This is a genomic window from Patiriisocius sp. Uisw_017 (assembly GCF_047731265.1).
Lineage (GTDB): Bacteria > Bacteroidota > Bacteroidia > Flavobacteriales > Flavobacteriaceae > Patiriisocius.
Genome location: NZ_CP159835.1, coordinates 391,661 through 409,150, shown reverse-complemented (window position 1 = coordinate 409,150; position 17,490 = coordinate 391,661). Strand labels below are relative to the sequence as shown.

At 35.0% G+C, this 17,490-nt stretch carries 15 protein-coding genes and 1 pseudogene; 6 read left to right on the top strand and 10 right to left on the bottom strand.

What is annotated here, in order from left to right:
- Window positions 1-51 precede the first annotated feature (51 nt).
- Window positions 52-231: a hypothetical protein gene (locus ABXT67_RS01930; RefSeq protein ID WP_415375612.1), complete on the top strand. Its 180-nt coding sequence runs from the start codon at window positions 52-54 to the stop codon at window positions 229-231.
- A gap of 91 nt (window positions 232-322) precedes the next feature.
- On the opposite strand, the gene ABXT67_RS01925 is transcribed toward ABXT67_RS01930, so the two are convergent.
- Both ABXT67_RS01925 and ABXT67_RS01920 read right to left on the bottom strand, forming a co-directional pair.
- Window positions 323-1,510, bottom strand: coding sequence for a pyridoxal phosphate-dependent aminotransferase (locus tag ABXT67_RS01925; RefSeq protein WP_415375611.1), 1,188 nt, complete (start codon window positions 1,508-1,510; stop codon window positions 323-325).
- Window positions 1,511-1,518: 8 nt separating this feature from the next.
- The gene (locus ABXT67_RS01920; protein ID WP_415375610.1) at window positions 1,519-2,616 is read right to left on the bottom strand and encodes a fatty acid desaturase family protein; all 1,098 of its coding nucleotides are present in this window, start codon (window positions 2,614-2,616) and stop codon (window positions 1,519-1,521) included.
- Between the two features lie 128 nt (window positions 2,617-2,744).
- On the opposite strand from ABXT67_RS01920, the gene rsmG reads away from it, so the two are divergent.
- On the top strand, window positions 2,745-3,377 hold the full coding sequence (gene rsmG / locus ABXT67_RS01915; protein ID WP_415375609.1) for a 16S rRNA (guanine(527)-N(7))-methyltransferase RsmG: 633 nt from the start codon (window positions 2,745-2,747) through the stop codon (window positions 3,375-3,377).
- Window positions 3,378-3,438: 61 nt separating this feature from the next.
- Here the strand turns inward: rsmG and ABXT67_RS01910 are convergent, their stop codons facing one another.
- Complete coding sequence (locus ABXT67_RS01910) at window positions 3,439-5,163, bottom strand: T9SS type A sorting domain-containing protein (RefSeq protein ID WP_415375608.1); 1,725 nt, start codon at window positions 5,161-5,163, stop codon at window positions 3,439-3,441.
- Window positions 5,164-5,401: 238 nt separating this feature from the next.
- On the opposite strand from ABXT67_RS01910, the gene ABXT67_RS01905 reads away from it, so the two are divergent.
- Window positions 5,402-6,124, top strand: a complete 723-nt coding sequence (locus tag ABXT67_RS01905; protein WP_415375607.1) for a T9SS type A sorting domain-containing protein — start codon at window positions 5,402-5,404, stop codon at window positions 6,122-6,124.
- Window positions 6,125-6,305: 181 nt separating this feature from the next.
- On the opposite strand, the pseudogene ABXT67_RS01900 reads toward ABXT67_RS01905, so the two are convergent.
- The 3 genes and pseudogenes from ABXT67_RS01900 to ABXT67_RS01890 form a co-directional block, all read right to left on the bottom strand.
- Window positions 6,306-6,680, bottom strand: a pseudogene (locus ABXT67_RS01900) (MepB family protein).
- A gap of 298 nt (window positions 6,681-6,978) precedes the next feature.
- A complete protein-coding gene (locus tag ABXT67_RS01895) occupies window positions 6,979-8,676 on the bottom strand; it encodes a DUF6029 family protein (RefSeq protein ID WP_415375606.1) in 1,698 nt (565 codons plus the stop codon).
- A gap of 135 nt (window positions 8,677-8,811) precedes the next feature.
- A complete protein-coding gene (locus tag ABXT67_RS01890; RefSeq protein ID WP_415375605.1) occupies window positions 8,812-9,294 on the bottom strand; it encodes a TlpA family protein disulfide reductase in 483 nt (160 codons plus the stop codon).
- Window positions 9,295-9,438: 144 nt separating this feature from the next.
- Between ABXT67_RS01890 and ABXT67_RS01885 the strand changes: the two genes are divergently transcribed.
- Complete coding sequence (locus ABXT67_RS01885; protein ID WP_415375604.1) at window positions 9,439-10,737, top strand: Omp28-related outer membrane protein; 1,299 nt, start codon at window positions 9,439-9,441, stop codon at window positions 10,735-10,737.
- 70 nt (window positions 10,738-10,807) lie between these two features.
- Here the strand turns inward: ABXT67_RS01885 and pruA are convergent, their stop codons facing one another.
- The gene (gene pruA / locus ABXT67_RS01880) at window positions 10,808-12,433 is read right to left on the bottom strand and encodes an L-glutamate gamma-semialdehyde dehydrogenase (RefSeq protein ID WP_415375603.1); all 1,626 of its coding nucleotides are present in this window, start codon (window positions 12,431-12,433) and stop codon (window positions 10,808-10,810) included.
- Window positions 12,434-12,692: 259 nt separating this feature from the next.
- On the opposite strand from pruA, the gene ABXT67_RS01875 reads away from it, so the two are divergent.
- A complete protein-coding gene (locus ABXT67_RS01875) occupies window positions 12,693-13,397 on the top strand; it encodes an NRDE family protein (RefSeq protein ID WP_415375602.1) in 705 nt (234 codons plus the stop codon).
- Entirely contained in the window at window positions 13,394-14,419 is a 1,026-nt protein-coding gene (locus ABXT67_RS01870; RefSeq protein WP_415375601.1) for a DUF6695 family protein, read from the top strand. Before ABXT67_RS01875 ends, ABXT67_RS01870 begins: the two co-directional genes overlap by 4 nt.
- Here the strand turns inward: ABXT67_RS01870 and apaG are convergent.
- The 3 genes from apaG to ABXT67_RS01855 form a co-directional block, all read right to left on the bottom strand.
- Window positions 14,388-14,774, bottom strand: a complete 387-nt coding sequence (gene apaG, locus ABXT67_RS01865; protein ID WP_415375600.1) for a Co2+/Mg2+ efflux protein ApaG — start codon at window positions 14,772-14,774, stop codon at window positions 14,388-14,390. The two genes, ABXT67_RS01870 and apaG, sit on opposite strands and share 32 nt — an antisense overlap.
- A gap of 1 nt (window position 14,775) precedes the next feature.
- Complete coding sequence (locus ABXT67_RS01860; RefSeq protein ID WP_415375599.1) at window positions 14,776-16,026, bottom strand: DUF3667 domain-containing protein; 1,251 nt, start codon at window positions 16,024-16,026, stop codon at window positions 14,776-14,778.
- 62 nt (window positions 16,027-16,088) lie between these two features.
- Window positions 16,089-17,489: a pyridoxal phosphate-dependent decarboxylase family protein gene (locus ABXT67_RS01855; protein WP_415375598.1), complete on the bottom strand. Its 1,401-nt coding sequence runs from the start codon at window positions 17,487-17,489 to the stop codon at window positions 16,089-16,091.
- Between the last annotated feature and the right edge of the window lies 1 nt (window position 17,490).

Genomic DNA, 17,490 nt, shown 5'->3' with positions numbered 1-17,490 from the left:
TTATTAAAATAATTCTTCTTGTTAGCGGTGGGGGTTATTATAACTAAATTATTGAATGCAATGATTGGTGCTGGAAGTGTCGCTATTGATAATGTACTGAGAAGTACTGTCTACACAAATACACCTAGTCAAAATGAAGTTACCATTAATACAAACTTATCTATTGGTCGTTATATTGTTACTGTGTCAACTGAAACAGGTGTATCACATAAAAGTATCATTGAAAAATAAGCATTGCTTAAATTTTCACAAAACAAAGCCCCTATTAGATATGAGTCCAATGGGGGCTTTATATAATAGCAAAGATAATTGTATCTTCAATCTATAGCACAGCTTCTTTGATAGCCTTCATCGCGTTTATGATATCTTGATTGGATGCTGCATACGAAATTCTAATACAGTTAGGGTCCCCAAAAGCTTCACCAGTAACGGTCGCTACCTTTGCTTCTTCTAAAAGGTATAAAGAAAAATCGGTGGCAGATTCAATTTTAGTACCGTTCAATGTTTTTCCAAAGAACGCTGAAATGTCTGGAAAGACGTAAAAAGCACCTTCGGGTTCATTCGTTTTAAAACCTGGAATTTCAGCAAGAAGGTTTAATATTAAAGTTCTACGTTCTTTAAAAGCATCCACCATATATTGTATTCTACTAGGTGGATTTTCTAGCGCTGCAATAGTAGCGCGCTGTGCAATGCAGTTTGCTCCACTAGTCACTTGTCCCTGTATTTTATTACAGGCCCGCGCAATAACTTCAGGCGCTCCCATATAACCAATTCTCCAACCGGTCATTGAGTATGCCTTTGAAACACCATTAACGGTAACCGTGCGATCAAACATATCTTCAAAACTAGCCATAGAAACGTGTGCAGACGTGAAATTTATATGCTCATAAATTTCGTCGCTAACAACAATTATTTCAGGGTATTTAACAAGTACATCGGCAAGTGCTCTTAATTCAGTTCTATTATAAACAGAACCGCTAGGGTTGCAAGGGCTGCTGTAAATAATCATTTTTGTTTTAGGAGTTATTGCGGCTTCTAGGGCTTGAGGTGTTACCTTAAAATCGTTTTCAATATTCGTTTTTATTTCTATAGGAACCCCACCAGCAACCTTTGCAATATCGTTATAGCTAACCCAATAAGGTGCAGGTAAAAGAACCTCGTCGCCATCGTTTAATAGCACTTGTGCAAGATTGTAAAGCGTTTGTTTTGCTCCTGTTGAAACAACAATTTGTGATGGTGTGTATGTTAACGTATTGTCTCGTTTAAATTTTTCTATGATGGCTGCTTTTAATTCGACATAACCATCAACAGGCGTGTAGGAGTGATAATCTTGATTTATAGCATCTATTGCTGCTTGCTTGACAAAATCGGGTATGGTAAAATCAGGTTCTCCTAAGCTAAGACCAATAATACTATTTCCAGAAGCTCTTAGTTCTCTTGCTTTGTCAGCCATCGCTAGAGTTGCTGAGGTCGCCATATTGTTTATTCGGTCAGAAAGTAAATTCCTCATAATTTTTATTATGCAGTGGCCACAGGTTTCATTCCCATTTCTTTTAAATGTCTGAAATGAGCGATAAGTGCCTTGCGTGTAGTTTTATATTCGTTATATGGTAGATTAAATTCTTTTGCCGTCTCTCTAACAATCTTAGAAATTTTGGTGTAATGCACGTGGCTAATATTAGGAAAAATATGATGTTCTACTTGGTGGTTGAGACCACCAGTGAACCAATTCATGATTCTATTTTTAGTTCCAAAATTTACAGTAGTAAATAATTGATGAATCGCCCAAGTGTTTTTCATTGTTCCTGTGGCATCTGGTAAAGGCATTGTCGCGCCTTCTACAACGTGGGCCAATTGGAATACGATGCTCAAAATTAATCCAGCGACATAATGCATAATAAAGAAACCTATTAAAATTTTCCACCACGCGATGTCAAAAAACAGCAATGGTATTACGACCCAAATACTAAAATAAATAAGCTTAGTAATAATCAACGTTGTCCATTGCATGGATGGTTTGGGAAGTTTACCAAATGATAGTTTCCTTTTTAAGTATCTTTTAGTTTGCTGAAAATCTGTAGTGATTGCCCAATTAAAAGTAAGAAGCCCATATAAAAAGATGCTATAGTAGTGTTGGAACTTATGAAATCTTTTCCATTCTGCATGTTTTGAGAATCTTAGAATCCTTCCTGCTTCTAAATCTTCATCGTGTCCATGAATGTTGGTATATGTATGATGCAGTACATTGTGTTGTACTTGCCAGTTATAAACATTTCCAGCAAGAATATAAATACTACTTCCTAAAATTTTATTAATCCAATTTTTAGAAGAATAAGCACCGTGGTTGGCGTCGTGCATAACATTCATTCCAATACCCGCCATGCCAACACCCATAATAAGGGTCATTATAAACTGCGCCCAAGTTGGCAGATTTAAGGTCAATAACAAGAAATATGGAGTCAAGTATAATGAGAACATCACGATGGTTTTGATATGAAGTTTCCAGTTTCCAGATTTAGAAATATCATTTTCTTTAAAATAACCATTTACTCTTTTATTGAGTGTTCTAAAAAACTTGGCAGAATCTACGCGAGAGAATTTTAAAGGAGCTTGCATGAATATATTATTTTAAATTAAAAGACCACAATAATAATTTACAAAAATAAGCATCTATTGCGTATTAGGGATACGGTTCTTCACAAAATTATATTAAGAAGTCTTACTTTTGTTGTTTAATTATTTTTATGGAACAGATTCTTCATTATTTCCCTGTACTTTCTGAAAAACAAAGAGCTCAATTTGAAAGTCTTGCGGCCCTTTATAAAGATTGGAATTTAAAAGTAAATGTAGTTTCCAGAAAGGATATTGATGAAATATATCTTCGTCATGTACTGCATTCGTTGGGTGTTGCTAAAGTACAGTCATTCAAACCTGGTTCAAAAATATTGGATGTTGGTACGGGGGGTGGTTTTCCAGGTATACCATTGGCGATTCTTTTTCCTGACACGCAATTTCACCTAGTGGACAGTATTGGAAAAAAAATCAAAGTTGTCAATGAAGTAAAAGAAGGCTTGGGGTTAACCAACGTTAAAGTAACCAATGCCCGGGTAGAAACGATTGATGATAATTATGACTTTATTGTAAGTAGAGCTGTAGCGCAAATGGAAACTTTTGTGCGATGGGTGAAGGGACGCACTGTAAAAAAGAATAACCACGAGTTGAAGAATGGTATTTTGTATTTGAAGGGTGGGGATCTTACTGAAGAATTAACAGATTTCCCAAAAGCTAAGGTCTATTCTTTAGCTGAAATATTTAAAGAAGAATTTTTTGAAACCAAGAGTGTTGTTCATCTTCCTCTTAAGTATCGTACAAAATAAGTCTTAAAAAAAATCCCCAATAGTACATTGGGGATTTTTAGTATTTAAGTGTTTAGAAATATTATTTTGAAACTAACAACTTTTTAGTGGTAGTTACATTTCCATTAGAAATCTTTACAAAATAAGTTCCAGTAACTAAACTTGAAACATTCATTTGAGCATCGGCACTTATATTGTTTTTAGTTATTACTAGTTGCCCTAGCATATTGTAAACTTCTATTGCACTATTTTCAGCATTTTTAATGTTTACGATATCAGTTGCTGGGTTTGGATAGATAGTAATTGTATTAAATCTATTGTCTTCTATTTCTAGAACTCCATTAGAATCAAAAGGAAGTGTAACTCCACTACCAAAATTATCGTTGAAAGCATAGATGATAACGTCATTAGCATCTTTCAATTCAAAACCACCATTTCCTCCTACAGTAAGGCCGTCACCAAAAGTATCTTCAATACTAAATGTAATACAGTCGTCTGCGAAATTGAATGTGTAGTTAAAAGTCGTTAGATCGTCACCTGCAGTACCCGCACCGCCTGTATAGCTACCAGATTCAAGCACAGTTCCTGAAGAATCTCTAAATTCCCAAGAACATTCTTCTGCCCAGTTGTCTAGTGATACTCTTAAACGCATAGTCCCAACAGTTTCTGGAGCGGGACCAAATGTTGTAGCGCTTGCATTATTGTCGTTAAAATCATCATTAGGAACAGAAACATTTACTGTGTTTGTTGCGCCTGATGTAAAACTGATTTCAGGTAATTCTACCAATTCAGCTTCTAAAGAGGCAAGATTTCCAGTCCAATTAAATGTTACTGGATTTTCGCCATTTACATCATACGTAATTACTAAACTCGTAAGAGCATCTGTACCTGTGTTAGAAATTAAAACGGAAGGAGTGATACTTGTATTACAAGTGTCATCTATATCACTAACGCTTACAACGTTTGCGTCATTTGCATTTGTTAATGGTTCTAAAGAGACAAGACTGCCGCTACCACTTACTAATAGCTGTGTTGTTTCAGTCATAAAAACAACAATCTCTAATTCACTTGGGTCCACGGGAACTCCATTAATATCGCTAGGGGGATTGTAGCTATAAGTTCTTGAAATAAGATCGCCTGTATTCACGGTTGAGATTTCCTCACCCCATTGTCCAGTAACTAAGTCAATTAATCTATGCTGGTGAACATAGTTGTTTCCTGCTCCACCTCCTGATTGTGGACCAGTAGTGTTGTTTTGTAAAATAGCAACATTTAAAAAATTTGTTGCTGCTGGACTGTCTCCTGTGTAAAACGCTTCTACTAAAATATCCATGGTGTTTGATGGGGCATCCATAGATGCCGTAACTGCCATATTTAAATAAGATGATTCTGCAAAAACTTGATTAGCAGCATTCACCCATCCACCACGCCCTATAGCCGTAGATCCTGGGGCTCCTTGTTCTAGTCCTGGAAAATTCTCACGGTTTATAGTACCCGCTGGGTAGCCAGCAAGACCACTTTGATTATCAATGGCTTCTCCCCATTGTGTTCTGAAGTCTGGTTGACTTGCACTAGGACTTGCGAATCCACCTGAGTGAATGTTAACTAAGAAGACATCTGCTGGATTGTTATCTTTGAGTTGTTGAGCAATCGCGTGCCCCTCTGGACAAAAGACACAATTAATTCCTGTAAATTCTTCGAGTACTACATTTCTATCCTCTGCCGCGGTGCCAACAATAGTTGGTTGTGCATAAATACCTAAGGCCAAGAAAAAGAAAAGTAAACTAATAGGTAATTTCTTTGACATAATTTTTTATTTTTAAAGTTAATGTGTAGCGAATATAGCAAAATAGTAGTTAATATTTAAAAAATTTAACACAAAAAGGAAGTATTTTCTCTAGGCAAAGTCCTAGTGTTTCTATAGGTTAAAGTCCTTTTTATTAATGTTTTAGTAGTTTTAATAAAATTTGTTAAAGTAAAAGAGATAAAATGAATTTTAACATATAAGTCGTATATTACCCAATTAATAATTTCAAAAAAAAACTATGAAACTTAATTACTTATTCTTTGGTTTGTTACTTTCTGCTATAAGCTTACAAGCCCAATTTACTTTTGTAGATGGCAATGGAACTATCTATGAGGATGGAGATGTTTACGCAACTAATTCTGTTGTATTTGCAGATTCATCTCTCAAATATTTTATAACAAATCCTAATGCTGAAACCATTTATCTCAAAGCGGAACTAGTTAGCGCAACTGTTGATGGTTCTGATGGAGAGATTTGTTTTGGACTTTGCTACACAGTTATTGCTGTGGGTCAAACATATCCATTCAATGGATCTATAGAGCTTTTGGCTGGGGCTACAACACCTGATGGAAATCATATTTTTCACGGGGGTCCTAATGTAGATGCTTCTTTGCCTGCAGATTATGTGTTCAGATTTTATCAAACAGATATGGCAGGAACGACTGCGATTGGTCCAGAATTAAGCATTACATACCGCTATGATCCTACTTTAGGTTTAGAAGAAGCTAGTTTGTTTGAGTACGCAATTACTTCTACAGTGATAAGAGAAACTTTAGAAATAACTTCTCAAGAAAACCTACAAATCGCTATTTATGATTTACAAGGTAGATTGGTTAAAAATGAAATGATCCTTGCAGGCACACAACAAATTAGTATGGGTGATCTTGCTACGCAAGCATACATAGTGCAGCTTACTAATGAAAATAAAGTTTCGCAAACTACTCGTGTTATTAAACGCTAAGTTTGATTATTTTAATAAAAAGCAAAAGCCTGGCATTTAAAAATGTCGGGCTTTTGCTTTTTATATAGTTTTTACCCGTTTAAATATAAATTTTTTAATAAAAGTAAATCTGTGTTTTCATCTATTGCTATAAAATATTTAAGTTGCCATTCTTGACTCCTTTTGGCCTGCTTATTATTAGTTATGTCCCAAGGGGATATATTCTAAATCCTCTTTTTCCTGTTTTTTCAGTGGTCGAAACGATTCCTCGTTCAATGAGAACAGTTTTTGGAACTATAAATTGGCCCCTTCTATCTTCTTTGTTAGTGTTAACGACGTAAAAATCGAGTGCATCTGTTTCATCTAAAGGCGCTGTGATTCCATTATTGTTTCGTTTCTAAAAAGTTACGAATTGTCCAATTTTTTTAGGCGTTGTTTTTGCAGTTCTGCAAACAATGTGGAATTCATTTATCTTGTATCGACAGGCAGAATATTCCTCGCTTCCAGTTTTGATTTTAAATTCAGAAATATTAAGCAAAGTGCTTGAATATATTTCTTGTTCTAAGTCTCTTTCCATTTCGGTTTTTAGAGGTCAGCAGTTAGTAACTCAGGTTACAGTTGAAATAATATCTAAAGGTCTTGTTAAGCGCAGTCGAAGCCTACTTTTAACTGTCGAATAATTCTAGACTGCGATCGAACTGACAATAGAATATATTTTAATAAACTAAAAATCAACAATCTAAAATTATATTGTGTTAGGTGTTTAACTACTCACTGATATTGGTTTTTCAGTATTTTTATTGTGATGCAAAAATAAAAAAAAGTGCTATTTCTAAAGAAACAGCACTTTATAAGATTTTGAAAAAAGTTGTTTTTTAGAAAGATACTACAAGGTTTGCGCTTACACCAGTATTTGTGGGTACAAATCTACAAACTCCACCAACACATATTAGACCACCACGTTGGCGACCATAGTTTAAGCCAAGACGGGTTCTTCCTTTTGAGTAACTCCCTCCCATACTATAATAATGTTCTTCTCCAGTACCTCCATAATTCCAAGCATCTGCAAAATACACCGAATAGGTTGAGTTGAAATTATACTCTACAACGGCTCCTGCCCAGTTTCCATCAAGAATGGAGGTGTCTATAAACTCACCACTATTGTTGGTAAGTTCTTTTTCTCCTTCTTTATCTGCTAAGTGTTGTATTACAGCTCTAAATGATCTTCCATTCCCCAATTTATAAGAGCCTTCTAAAACTGCTATATAGGAATGTGTTTGCCCCTGAGTACCTAAGGGACCTCCCTCTACAATACCTTTGTCTATAATTACATCTTGGAATGTTAATACCGTATTGAAGGATTTAGACCATTTGTTTTTTACTTCGAAACTAAAATCTCTAAAGTAGCGCGGTCCATCCCCAATAAATTTTGCTTCATAATATTTATTGGCAACATTAAATTCTGCATCTAAGCCAGCCCAGTAAGAGTAATTAACGGCAATTTTAGTTTTATACTTGCCTAAAAACCCATCTCCTTTAAAACTATAAAAGAAATCTATTTGTCCACCAACTTCTCCTGCACGCTGGTCAAAAGATTCTATTATTAGCCTAGGCTGGGGGTTATATACATAAATATTAGTTAGTAGATAATCTTGTTGTTTTGTAAGACCAGGGATGAAATTAAGGATTTGTTGATTAAACACGTTTCCTTCAGCGTCCCTATCTGAAAAGAAACTCCAGTTTTCTAATCTTCTAAACGTACCATTTACGCCCAAACCTTTTTGAGAATATCCAAGGTCAACTTGCATGGAAGTACCATCGTACAATTTGTTAGAAACAATTTGTCCTTCATTTACGATCACATCATTAGATTTTGCGTTCGCCTCAATTGCTCCGTAAATATTACCTAACACAAAATCCAATCTTCCTCCATAAACATTAACAACATCTGGTATGGTATCATTTCCATTTACATCTTGATACCTGCCTAAATAACTAGCACCTATTTTTAAGTCTACATCTTCCATCTCTAATGCACTACTTAGATTAAAGTTAGCGTCTACCCCTTGCATAACCCCTTCACTTATTTCAAAACCGTTTCTTTGTTGTCCGTAAATAGCAGTTAAGTCAAATTCTGGTGTTATGTTTGCTTTAATTCGTATTCCTCTAATGGCATTATTTATTCCTAATTGTCGATCTTCCCAAGTTCTAAAAATGAGGCCACTTCCAAACTGCTCATAGAAATAACCTGCAGTAATATCAAGTTTTTCACCCTTATAATTTAGGTGATAACTTGCAATACCACTTTGATTATCATAAATAGGAGCATACCCTAATAATGCAGAAGGTAAATAAGATTCGTATTGAACGCCTGCGGTAAACTTTCCAAGGGTGTAATTTAATTGTAAGTAGTTGTTGGCTCTAAATTGGTCATCGGGAGCGTCAAACATAATACCCTCATCATCAAGAAGCCATTGAGAATTTGATTCAAAACCTCCAAAAAAATATCCGTTATCTTGGGCAAAACCAAGGCTACAGGTAAGAATAGCGATGCTTAAAATAATTTTTTTCATTGATTTGTTTGTTAGTGGTTTTTATTCAATTTGATACCCTACTTAATTAGTATGAATAGTAAGGTTTTTAAAAACGACTAATGGTTAGTGACTCGAAAGCTACTAACCATTAGTTTTTATTGATTCACGAGTATACTAATTTGCATACTCTTTAATTTTTTCATAAAGTTCTTCTTCAGAACCTGGAGTGTATCCTGAATGTCGATACACTATTTTACTATCCTTAATGATGAGTGTAAGTGGCACTGTCGATGCTCCTAAAGCTCGTTTAAAATCGTTGTTTTCATCTAACAAAACTTCATAGTCCCAGCCCTTACCATTAATTAAAGGTTTTACTCTTTTTATGGTACGACTGTCGTCAACTGATACAGCAATAAGTTGTACATTGGTTTCGTCTTGCCAATCTTCATAAACTTCACTAATTGCATCTAATTCTTTTAGACAAGGAACACACCAAGTAGCCCAAAGAGAAACAACAACGACATTGTCTTGTTTAACTGCATCCCGACTATTTTTTGTTTTGCCATCAATTGTGGTTAAATCTACGCTTGGCAATTCTTCTTGTCCTAGCGATATAGTAGAGATTAGGATACTTAGAAGGAATACAATTTTTTTCATAATACAAGGTTTTAAGGGTAACAATAGTAGTTAAAATAATTTTAATTAGTTAATTTTAGAATTTATATGTGGTATTTTTTTATATCCTTAAACAAGTAGGCTATAAACCACTATTTTTATACACTCAAACTAAATGCCATTGTTATGAAAAACAAAAAAAAAATATTTCTTTTAAGTACTCTTGCTTTTGCATTAATCATTTTTTCTTGCAGTAGACAAGAGGATAATCTTCCATTAAGTGGGATTAGTAATGTTGAAAGTTTAGTGCTCTCAAGTTCTGCAGCTATCGATATTATTCCGGTAAATCAGACCGTTGACTTCGTATTAACGGGGAATGATGGTTTAGACTATACAACAGAAGGAACTTTCTTTGTGAATCAAACCGAAATTTTAGGTTCCAGTTATGCTTTTGATACTACGGGCAGTTTTCAAGTTTCTGCTACTTTTGATCAAGTTACAAGTAATAGTTTAGATTTTAATATTATTAGTAATGAAGAGCGTTCTTTGTTGCTGAATGTCTCTAGAGCAATGAATGATCAGACCATTGAATTTAGAGTAGTAGACAATCAAGGCACAGACGTCACGGGGTCATCAACTATTTTTGTAAATGATACTGCAATTTCTGGATCAACTTTCGCTTCGCCTAATGAAGGAGAATTTTCTGCCTATGCATCCTATGATGATAGCGGTGTAATATTGGAGACCGAAGCCAAACCTTTTTCAGTATATATTCCGAAGCGTAAAATTGTGGTTGAAGATTATACAGGAGCTTGGTGTGGGTTTTGTCCGGCTGTATCAGCGGCTATTTACACCCTTAAAGATTTAACAGATGATGTTTCAATTGTAAAGCTTCACGAAACAGCAAACAGTTTCCCAGATCCATTTGACTTTGAAGATATAGATATTTTAAAAGAAACATTTGAAGCTTTTGGTTTTCCGCAGGCACGAATTAACAGAACAACAGTTTGGTCGCAACCTTACACTCCTTCAGAGATCACATCAATCGCAGGGCAATCTACAGATCTAGCAATAGGAATTAGCTCATCAGTTAGCGGCAATGACCTTGCTGTAAATGTAGAAGCAGTCTACAGAAATGGTGCAGGATCAGGAGATAAATTGGTGGTGTACTTAATTGAAAATGGACTTATATACCCACAAGTAAATTATTTCAACGATGATCCTTCAAGCCCCTATTTTGGTGCAGGAAACCCCATTCCAGATTTTGAACACAACGAAGTGTTAAGGCTTTCATTAACCAATGTTTTAGGAGATGAAATTTCTGCTGCGGGTCCTTATGAACTATACCAAAGAACACTCAATATAACAATGCCTGCTGAATATGTGGTCGAGAATCTTGAAGTGGTTGTGATGATAGTGAATTCAGATAACGTTGCTTTAAATTCACAACATGCTAAAGTGGGAGAAGTAAAAATTTTCGAATAAAGTAAAGTGTTTTTGCAACATAAAAAATGCCGCACTTTTTGTGCGGCATTTTTATTTAAGTATGTTTGGCTTATCCTAAAAATGGATATTTATAATCTGTTGGAGTTACAAATGTTTCTTTAATCATACGTGGAGAAATCCAACGATATAAATTTAATTTGCTTCCAGCTTTATCATTAGTGCCACTTGCTCTAGCGCCACCAAAAGGTTGTTGTCCAACTACGGCTCCAGTAGGCTTGTCGTTTACATAAAAGTTTCCTGCTGCATTTTCTAACTTCTTAATAGCAACTTCTAAGGCGTAACGATCTGCGCTTATTACAGCTCCAGTTAAAGCATACTCACTAGTGCTGTCAACTAGTTCTAATGTTTCTTCCCATTTACTGTCCTCAAATACATAGATAGTAACAACAGGTCCAAAAAGCTCAGTATACATTGTTGTGTATTTAGGGTCTTTAGTTTCAATTACCGTTGGGTGAATAAAATAGCCTTCAGATTTATCGTAAGTGCCACCTGCTATAATAGTTGCATTTTTATCTTTTTTAGCACCGTCAATATATTTTACTAATTTGTCAAAGGATCCTTCGTGGATTACCGCCGTAATAAAATTACCCATATCTTCAGGAGATCCTATTTTAAAGCTATTCACTTGGGCTATTAAAATATCTTTCACTTCTTCCCAGATGCTTTCGCTTATATAACATCTACTCGCTGCGCTACACTTCTGACCTTGAAACTCAAATGCTCCGCGTGCAATTGCGGTTGCAACTTGGGCTGGGTTTGCAGTTTTGTGAGCTACAATAAAGTCTTTTCCTCCAGTTTCTCCAACGATGCGAGGATAGGTTTTGTAGTTATGGATGTTGGTTCCAATTTTTTGCCATATATCCTTAAATACATGTGTAGAACCTGTAAAATGAACTCCGCTAAAATCAGGACTTGCTAAAACGGTATCAGTAATCATAACAGGGTCTCCCATAACCATATTAATAACACCATCAGGTACACCGGCTTCCTTAAAAATATCCAAGATTATTTTTGCCGAAAACACTTGGCTGTCGCTAGGTTTCCAAATCACAACATTACCCATTAATGCGGCACTTGCCGGTAAGTTAGCGGCAATGGCTGTAAAGTTAAATGGGGTTATTGCATATATAAAACCTTCTAAAGGTCTATATTCTAATCTATTCCAAGCACCCGATGTAGACGCTGGTTGCTCGTGATAGATTTCGGTCATGTACTGTACATTAAAACGCAAAAAGTCTATTAATTCACAAGAGGCGTCAATTTCTGCTTGGTAAATAGTTTTAGACTGTGCAAGCATAGTAGCGGCGTTAATTTTTGCTCGATAAGGTCCTGCAATCAACTCTGCAGCTCTTAAGAAAATCGCAGCACGTTGCTCCCAAGGAGTTTGAGACCATTGTTCTCTTGCTTTTAGTGCTGTAGAAATAGCTTCATCAATATGCTTTTTCTCGGCACGATGATAGGTTCCTAAAATGTGTTTGTGATCATGAGGAGGAGACATCGTTGCGGTATCGCTAGTTTTTACATCTTTTCCATTAATGTAAAGCGGTACTTCAATTGTCTGATCATACATTTTTTTGTATGTTTTTGAAACTTCTTCTCGCTCGGGTGAGCCTGGTACGTAGTCTTTTACAGGTTCATTTACTGCAACTGGTACGTGAAAAAATCCTTTTCCCATTCATTTTATTTTTAAGCCTTTATTATCTCTAAAAGACTGGTTATTATTCAACTCTATTTTGTGTCGCGAAGGTACAAAAATCTAAATTTAGAATATAGAGGTGATGAGATAGGTTTAACAATCAAAATCATTATTATATAATTCAGGTATTTAATTTTTGGCATTTATTCTCATCCTTGGTAAACATAATTTGGTTTGAGCATATATTTTTCAAGTCCTATGATTTATATTTGGCTTTGAAAACTTAAATCATTTGCTTTTGTGCACGTTAACATTTATACCAAATTCTTTAGAGAATTTTGTCTTAACATCTAATAGGGATGAAGCTCCGCGTCGTGGAACTATAAGACCAATGATGTATACTGAAGATGGAGTTCAATTAATGTATCCTAAGGATGAACTGGCAGGCGGTAGTTGGATAGGTATTTCTGACAAGAAACGAGCTGTTTGTTTACTTAATGGTGGTTTTGCTGCGCATCAACGTGAAGAGCGTTATAGAATGAGCCGCGGAATTATAGTAAAAGATTTATTAGTATCAGATGCCGTTTTGAATAAAATTGATACATACGATTTTAGTGGAATAGAGCCATTTACCATTGTAATGGTCGATTGGAATATAAATTTAAGAATTTTTGAATTGGTTTGGGATGGGACCAATCAGTTTTTTACTGAAAAGCCCTTGGCACCACAAATATGGTCGTCTTCTTTATTGTATTCTTCCGAAGTAAAAAAGAAACGGGAACAATGGTTCTCTGCCTTTCTGTTTTCATCGTTACGGCCTGCGTGTGAAACTATTTTGAACTTCCATAAAACTGCTGGAGAAGGTAATAATGAAACAAATCTTGTCATGGATAGAGGGTATGTGGCAACCAAGAGTATCACGCAAATTATTAAAGATGATAGTATTGTAAAAATGCGTTACGAAGATTTAGAATCTAAAAATATTACAAATAACCAACTGTGAATTACAACGGAAAAATAGTAATTATTGCATTTCCAGATACGTACGTTAAGATGAGTACGGAGTTTATTTGTAAAGTGCTACCAATTATGGGTTTGGGGACTAAAGAGTACATTAAAGCAGGGCATGCGGCGTTAATTTTAATAGAGAACGAGACAGGAAAAACACGATATTACGATTTTGGACGCTACATTACACCGCCTGGAAAGGGGCGTCTAAGAAGCGTAATCACTGATGCCGAATTAAAATTACCCTTGGATGCAATAATAGAGAACAATAAAGTTGCTAATTTAGAAGAGCTATTGCTTTGGGTTGATGCAAACCCAAAAAAAACAAATGGATCTGGGAGGTTGTTAGCATCTGTTTGTGATGCTATTGATTATAAAAAAGCATTAAATTATATAGAACAATTGCAGCAAAAGGGAAGTGTTCCTTATGGCGTTTTTGAAAAGGAAGGGAGTAATTGTTCTCGTTTTGTTACAGATACCATCCTAGCCGCAACTAAAGAAGTGAAAATTATAAAAAAGTTAGAATTCAATAAGCGTTTTACACCAAGTACAGTAGGTAATGTTGAAATTGGAGCAAATTCGTCGCCCGTATTTGAAGTTGCTAACGGCGTTATTAAAGAATTTACAGGTTCTGCATTTAAAGAAAATCTTAAAAACTATTTTGACAAAAGTAACATACCAGAAAACACTTCAGAGTTGTTTCAAAGTACGGAGAATATTTTATTAAAGGGCCTTCATTTGTTAGCTGGTGCTGGAAGCAATGCTTATTTTCAACTTGTGAAAAAGGAGTCATTGCCCGCACACCATTTCAGAATAAAAAGATATAACACCTTTTTAGAATTAAATTTTGATGGGGTTTATTATTCAAAAGGTTTTAATGTGAGTGATGACTTTGAATTTACCTATGATTCACATTGTGCATATTGTCACGTATTGCAAAATAACAAGAAAATAAAAATGAAGATCGTTATGTCATTCAAAGAATTTAATTCATTGAAAAAGGAGCACTCAACTTAAAACTGGGAATGTTAACTTTAAACTTTTTAGTAGTTGAAAAGTTTATCATTTCATAGTAGCCACTCATAGATCCAAAAGGACTATTTAACAAACAACCACTGCTATACGTATGAGATTGGCCGGGTTTTATTACTGGTTTTCTTCCCACTACACCTTCGCCATACACCGCATCATTATCGTTTAATGCATCTTTGATCTGCCAACTACGGGCTTTTAATTGTACCGTATCTTTACTTTGGTTTTCTATACTAATGGTATACCCAAAGGAATATTTGCCCTTTCCATTATGAATAAAAGAGCCTTCAAACCTTGTTTCTATCGAAACCTTTATGCCTTTTGTTACTTGTTGTACCATATTAATATGTGGCAGCAGTTACAGCAAAAAATAGGGTTGCTGCAGTTGTTACACTAATTGTAAAAATGATGTTTAAAAGTACAAATTTTAAAATCGTTTTCAAACGGGACTGTTTATAAAAATTTCTGAGTGCTTTATAAAAGTAAAAAGGCCCGACAAGTAAGAAGAAAATCTCTACAAAAACCTCATAACCAAAAATTAAATCTGGTATTGATATAATTAATAATGACAGAAATATAAAGCTAAAAATATGAAAAATAAACACAAGATGTTCCATATAACTAAAAGGTCTTCTTACATATAGTAACCAAAAGATAAGCGCGAAAATTGGAGCAAAAAAGAAAAGAAAAAAGGGAGTTTTACTAAGAACAAACTGGGCAAAACTAACGGGGTCCTCTTGTACACGGTCTACACTATTATTTTTATGATAGAGCCAAACATTTGTTTTTGATTTAGGGAGTTTTAAACTGTCCAGCGCTATGGAAGCAGATTTGATTTCGGTTTTAGTATAGAAATCTCTTAAAAGCACAGCTTTCAAAAAAAAGCCTTGAACATTTCCTTTTTCTTCTAATTGTTTAACCCTGCCTGAGTAGTTATTTTCAAAAATGGTGTCTCCATTAAATATTCGTATTGTTTTTTCTTCTTTGCTTATTTTAGCACGCCTAATAGAATCTTCTCTTTTTAATCTTACTGCCCATTGTTTTGTTGTTGGGTTTGCCTCCAAGATTTGAATCGCTTCTTCAATTTCTTTATCATTGTTATTCTCAAATATTATACTCGACACGTTATTATTAACACTTAGTTCTCTTTCAGCATCATCGCTATTGTTAAAAACAGCCATTTTTGAACTTGGGCTAAAAAAATTAACAATACTGGATAGCAAAAAGTAGATAATCGAAACACTCAAAAAAAAGCGAAACGGATTACTATACTTCATCCGTTGTCCACTAATGTAGTTTCTTGTTATAGTCCCTGGTTTAAAGAGTAAATCTTTAACAGTATATCGCAATTTTGAATCATAGCTTACCAGACTACTAAAAAATTCAAGAAAAAAGTCTGTGAAAGATAAATGTTTGGTGCTATTAAGTTGAGAACAATAAGGACAATAACGATCACTAAGGTCCAGCGGTTGGCCACAATTTAAACATTCAGAACCACGGTATTTAAAATGCCTTTTACTATTTTCTGAAATAATACTTTCTCGCTTCTCAGCAACGGCAATACTTTGCTCTTTATGAAGGTCTTCGCTCATAGCGTAAATGTATCAAAGATTTTAAAAACAGCCGCCTTAGATTCTAAAGGAAAGTGCTATTCTTATATTGGAATTGATTCTTTTAAAGCTATTTGTCTTAAATAAGTTTCATTTTTAGCTGCAAAATCCTCTAAAATCGAAAAGAAGTTTATAATCTCAACTTCGCTATTGTTACTATTTATGGTAATAAGTCTGATAAATTCGATCTCCCTAAAAGTCCCAAATCCAACCATTGCTTCGGCATGTTCATAAAGTGCTGTGCATAAAACTTGTGCAGGAATATTTTTATAATTAAAACAAATCGAAATAGAATCATCAAAACTATACAAAGTGTAATCTTTGTTTTTAAGAATGTAATCTCTTGCAACTTGGGCCAAATAAAACTGATGGTCTACAATTTTTTCTAATCCTAAAGTTCCAACACTTTTCCAAACAGTCCAGAATTTTAGGGCATCGTTGCGACGTCCACATTGGATCGAGGTTTTGCCTAAATTGTAATCATCACCATCTGTTTGATATAAATATGATGCGTCATTGCTAAAAGAGTCGTAGAGGTGTTTTTTGTGGTTCGTTAAAATTATAGAACAGGTAAGTGGTGTGCCTATCATTTTGTGTGCATTGTAGCTAAAAGAGTCTGTTTTTTCAATACCCTTAACTAAATGCTTGTATTTGCTGCTAAAAATCACACTCCCGCAATAAGCGCCGTCTAAATGCAACCATAATGAGTATTTTTTGCAAATTTTAGAAAGCGGTTCGATGGAATCAAAAGCTCCTAAAACTGTAGTGCCTGCCGTTGCATTTACAAAAAATGGATGGTACCCGTTCTGAAGGTCTTCTTTGATTTTAACTTCAAGATGGTCTGGGTCCATTTGACCGTACTGATTCGTATTTATATACCGAACACGTTTTTTTCCAACTCCGATAAAAGCTGCATTTTTTGCAATTGAATAGTGAGATTCAATAGAGGTGTATAGTGTTAGTTTTTGAGAAACACCATTATTTTTAATGTTTGAATTGAAGGCATCACGCGCCATCATAATTGCCATAAAATTACTCATAGAACCACCTGGAGCAAAGGTGCCGTCACTGTCTCTTCCATAACCAACTAAATCACAAGATTTACGAATAATTTCCTTTTCAATCCCAACTTGAGGGCCTGCAACTTTATAGGTATACATACTATTGTTGAGCATCACAGCGACTAAATCTCCTAGGGTAGCTTTTGGGTTTCTGCCTCCAAATAACTGATTAAAAAATAATCGTGTCGCGGTGCGGGGAGTACTGAGTATAATTTTCTCTAGAATTTCTTCAAAGGCTTCTTCGCTAATTGGGTTGTCTTTTAAAGAAATTGGGAGTGTTTCAAATAATGTCGAAGCAGGAATTGGACTTGCTATCGGGTCTTCTATTTCGGCTTCGAGTAATTTTTCAGCCAGTCTTTGGAATATTTGGAGATTTTTTTGCATT

Excerpts from the sequence above, each read along its gene's own strand:
- ABXT67_RS01925 (WP_415375611.1), bottom strand. The coding sequence starts at position 1,510 with ATGAGGAATTTACTTTCTGACCGAATAAACAATATGGCGACCTCAGCA.
- ABXT67_RS01920 (WP_415375610.1), bottom strand. The coding sequence starts at position 2,616 with ATGCAAGCTCCTTTAAAATTCTCTCGCGTAGATTCTGCCAAGTTTTTT.
- rsmG (WP_415375609.1), top strand. The coding sequence starts at position 2,745 with ATGGAACAGATTCTTCATTATTTCCCTGTACTTTCTGAAAAACAAAGA.
- ABXT67_RS01910 (WP_415375608.1), bottom strand. The coding sequence starts at position 5,163 with ATGTCAAAGAAATTACCTATTAGTTTACTTTTCTTTTTCTTGGCCTTA.
- ABXT67_RS01905 (WP_415375607.1), top strand. The coding sequence starts at position 5,402 with ATGAAACTTAATTACTTATTCTTTGGTTTGTTACTTTCTGCTATAAGC.
- ABXT67_RS01895 (WP_415375606.1), bottom strand. The coding sequence starts at position 8,676 with ATGAAAAAAATTATTTTAAGCATCGCTATTCTTACCTGTAGCCTTGGT.
- ABXT67_RS01890 (WP_415375605.1), bottom strand. The coding sequence starts at position 9,294 with ATGAAAAAAATTGTATTCCTTCTAAGTATCCTAATCTCTACTATATCG.
- ABXT67_RS01885 (WP_415375604.1), top strand. The coding sequence starts at position 9,439 with ATGAAAAACAAAAAAAAAATATTTCTTTTAAGTACTCTTGCTTTTGCA.
- pruA (WP_415375603.1), bottom strand. The coding sequence starts at position 12,433 with ATGGGAAAAGGATTTTTTCACGTACCAGTTGCAGTAAATGAACCTGTA.
- apaG (WP_415375600.1), bottom strand. The coding sequence starts at position 14,774 with ATGGTACAACAAGTAACAAAAGGCATAAAGGTTTCGATAGAAACAAGG.
- ABXT67_RS01860 (WP_415375599.1), bottom strand. The coding sequence starts at position 16,026 with ATGAGCGAAGACCTTCATAAAGAGCAAAGTATTGCCGTTGCTGAGAAG.
- ABXT67_RS01855 (WP_415375598.1), bottom strand. The coding sequence starts at position 17,489 with ATGCAAAAAAATCTCCAAATATTCCAAAGACTGGCTGAAAAATTACTC.